This window comes from Desulfosalsimonas sp., assembly GCF_046483245.1.
Classification (GTDB): Bacteria; Desulfobacterota; Desulfobacteria; order Desulfobacterales; family Desulfosalsimonadaceae; genus Desulfosalsimonas.
Genome location: NZ_JAWODO010000023.1, coordinates 1 through 3,469, shown reverse-complemented (window position 1 = coordinate 3,469; position 3,469 = coordinate 1). Strand labels below are relative to the sequence as shown.

Below are 3,469 nucleotides of genomic sequence, written 5' to 3'. Positions count from 1 at the left end.
ACAGATCAGCGGTTTTTCCATTCCACCGGGGGCTGTTTCTCAACAAACGCCCGAATGCCGTTTTGTGCATCCTCGGCCATGCAGTTCATGACAATGGTGTGCTTGGCAAAATCAAGCGCCTTGTCATCTTCCTGATCCACCTGGGAATAAAAGCCCTGTTTGCCGATGCTTAAAGTAAACCGGCTTGCTTCTGCAATTTGGGCCGCCAGCTTTTCCGTTTCCTGAGCAAGTTCGCTTAAAGGCACCACCCGATTGACCAGCCCGAGCTGTTTGGCCTCTTCAGCCGGGAAAGAACGGCCGGTCAACAGCATCTCCATGGCGGCTTTTCTCCCGATGGCCCGGGAAACGGAAACCGCCGGTGTGGTACAGAAAAGCCCGATTTTCACGCCGGGCGTGGCAAAGCTTGCATCTTCGCTGGCCATGACCATATCACACCAGGCTGCAAGCTGGCATCCGGCCGCGGTGGCGATGCCCTGAACCTGTGCAATCACAGGCTGGGGCAGATCGTGAATCAACTGCATCATCCGGGTGCACTCATCAAAAACCCATTTGTATGATTTTACACCCCCGTTTAGCAGTTCGGGCAAATAATGGCCGGCACAGAAATTTTTGCCTTCAGCCCGGATAATGACGACTTTTACGGATTCATCTGCAGAGACCTGCCCAAGGGCGTGGATGATCTCCTGAATCATTTGTCCGGACAGCGCATTGATCTTTTCCGGGTTGGCCAGGGTCAGAAACGCAACAGCATCCTTTACATTAAAACGGATCTTTTCGTAATTCATAACAGGACTCCTTATCTTGGACGACTGCCTGGGAACGGTGGAAAAAATCGGACTCAGGTTTAGGGATTTGTTTTTCAATATATATCAAAACCCCACCGGGTGTAAAGTTTGTATTGCCCCTTTATCTTGTGTGCGGGTTATGTGATTTTGGCATCCTCAGATTTGATGTCCCTGAAGATCCTTTCTGTTGAAACCTCCAACTTCGCAGTCACATGCCTTTGTTGAACCCCGACTTTTGTTGTTGATTTGCACAAGACCGGAAACACGTTTACTTTTTGTCAAAACCGAAAAAATGGGGTTTTATAATGAATGTTAAAGAATTGATTTTCAGATTTCTGGAAAGTGCCTACAAAGACTCCCAGGACACCGATGAACCGGGGAAAAGCAAAGAAGCAGAGCTTAAATCCTCTGAAAAGAAAATCGTCCGGGAATTGTTTGACGGCATGAGCACCGGCACCGCCAGGATTGTCATTGAAAACGAGCTGGGCGACGCGGTCGCGGAACAATACAATATTGATGCACTTGAAAACCAGGGGCGTTATTACCTGGCCAAAATCATTCGCCTCGACGGCAGCCCGATGCAGCAGCTTCTGGTGGACAAACAGACCGGAACCGTCCAGCTCATCGGTCAATAGCAATGAACACCTGTGCGGGGCAGAATCAGATTCTGCAAGAAGGCCAGGTGGTGGCCGGAAAATGGGAGATCCTCGAGCTCATCGCCAGGGGAGGCAAAGGCGAGGTATATCTGGTCAGACAGCGCAACCTGAATCGTCAGGTGGCCCTGAAAGTCATGTCCAAGGAGTTTCTGGAAAGCCTGGAGGGCAGGCAGGAGGAATACGATTCCGAGCTCCAGCGGTTCCGGCGCGAAGTCCAGGTCATGGGCCGGATACGCCATCCAAATGTTTTGCAGGTATATGATTTCGACCAGATTCAGATGGACGGCAAAGCCCTGGACTACATTGTCATGGAGTATGTTCCGGGTCCGACATTGCGCCAGACCATGCTGATTAAAGGATTCCGGCAGGATGAACACGCCGCTGTGGTGTGGATCAACAAGTATTTTCTGCCTGTGCTCCATGGAATGGAGGCCGTGCATGCGTTGGGCGTTTTGCACAGGGATCTGAAGCCTGAAAACGTGCTCATCGACAACGATATTCCCAAAATAGCGGATTTCGGCCTGGCCGGCGGGCATCAGCTCGACGATATTACCTGCAGCTACCACATTCTCGGGACTGTTCCCTATATGCCGGAAGAACAGTTCCTTGATCTGGGCACAACCGATGCAAGAACCGATATCTATCCCCTGGGTAAAATCCTGTACGAGGCCATTGACGGTAAAATGAAGGAGCATACCAAGCCGTTTACAGCCGTTCACCTGAGTTCGCCGTCAACCAAGTTGATGGTTCGACTCGACAGGGTCATTCAGAATGCAACAGCCAAGGATCGAACCCACCGGACGGCTTCTGTCAAAGCCCTGCGGGAACAGCTCATTGACATTATCCAGGAGTCCGATTATGCCGATTCCCTGTCGGCCAGCAGAAAACATAAAAAGCAACTTCTTGTCACAGTCGGAATTGCCGGTGCCGTGATTTTTGTCCTGGCCGCGTCTTTTGGCATCCATCTGGTCAATATGGAATCCAATACCCCAACAGGTGCTCAAAACAGAAGGGCAATCGTGGTTTCATCTGAGAATCATGAATTTGATTTCAAATCAAGCCCTTATTCCTATTTGCCAGAGGTTGCAATCGGGGACTCACTGCCGGAGGAAATATTGGGAAGCGACGGAATGACCCTTCGTCTGGTTCCCGGCGGGGAGGCCATGGTTGCTATGGATCAGCCGGACGCCCCTGATCGTAAACAGATGGTGAACGCCGAATTTGTGCCGGATTTTTACATGGATGAAACAAAAATCACAAACCACATGTATGTTGAGTTTCTGCAAAATGTTCAGGGGCTGGTGGTCAAGGACAACACCGTTCGCAGAGACGGACAAATATGGCTTCTGCTGGGAGAAGTGCTGGAAGGCTACGAACCTATTGTCTACAGGGATGGAAAGTGGAAGATAAAACCGGGGGCGGCTTCAAATCCGGTTGTACGCGTCACTCCCACCGGGGCCATGGCCTATGCCAAGTACTATGGACGGACATTGCCGACAATGGCCCAGTGGTGGCTTGCGGTCCAGGCCGGAGGCGACAAAACCCTTTCAGATGATCCGGGGCAGGAAGGTTTGGATCCGAAAGAGACCCTGCAGGGTTCGACGCCGCTCATGGACAATCGGATCAGACATGTTGCCGCATTTGAAAGCAACCGGCTCGGCATTTCAGGGCTTGGCCGAAACGTGAATGAATGGACCATACACAGGCCCAATGAGCAGGAGGTTGAATTCCATATTCACGGTGGACTTGGTGAACTGGAAAGCCAACAGGGCTATCTGGAGCGTCAGGCCTGGGAGGCCTATGCAAGGGTGGGATTCAGGACCGTGGCCAAACTGCCGCCAAAGGAGCAGTAATATGGATGTGCGGCGAGAAACTGTCTGGGGGCAGTCCCACGCGGGACATAAACGAAGCTCAAATGAAGACCGGTTTCTTATCCACCCCCTGCCCGGCAGCCAGGCGGTTGTGCTCGCTGTAGCCGACGGCATGGGTGGTGAAGCCGGCGGGGAGATTGCCGCCCAAATTGTCATT

Annotated in this window: 3 protein-coding genes; 2 read left to right on the top strand and 1 reads right to left on the bottom strand. The window is 51.9% G+C overall.

The genetic code is table 11. The annotated features are described in order from the left end of the window. Positions 1 to 5: 5 nt before the first annotated feature. Complete coding sequence (locus tag R6U41_RS02555; RefSeq protein ID WP_410268264.1) at positions 6 to 785, bottom strand: enoyl-CoA hydratase; 780 nt, start codon at positions 783 to 785, stop codon at positions 6 to 8. 305 nt (positions 786 to 1,090) lie between these two features. On the opposite strand from R6U41_RS02555, the gene R6U41_RS02550 reads away from it, so the two are divergent. Together R6U41_RS02550 and R6U41_RS02545 are read left to right on the top strand one after the other, a co-directional pair. Further along, positions 1,091 to 1,420 (top strand): hypothetical protein, encoded by a 330-nt coding sequence (locus R6U41_RS02550; protein ID WP_410268263.1) that lies wholly within the window; start codon positions 1,091 to 1,093, stop codon positions 1,418 to 1,420. Between the two features lie 2 nt (positions 1,421 to 1,422). After that, positions 1,423 to 3,294 carry a bifunctional serine/threonine-protein kinase/formylglycine-generating enzyme family protein gene (locus tag R6U41_RS02545; RefSeq protein WP_410268262.1) on the top strand — a complete coding sequence of 624 codons (1,872 nt, stop codon included), beginning with the start codon at positions 1,423 to 1,425 and terminating at the stop codon, positions 3,292 to 3,294. The last annotated feature ends 175 nt before the right edge of the window (positions 3,295 to 3,469 follow it).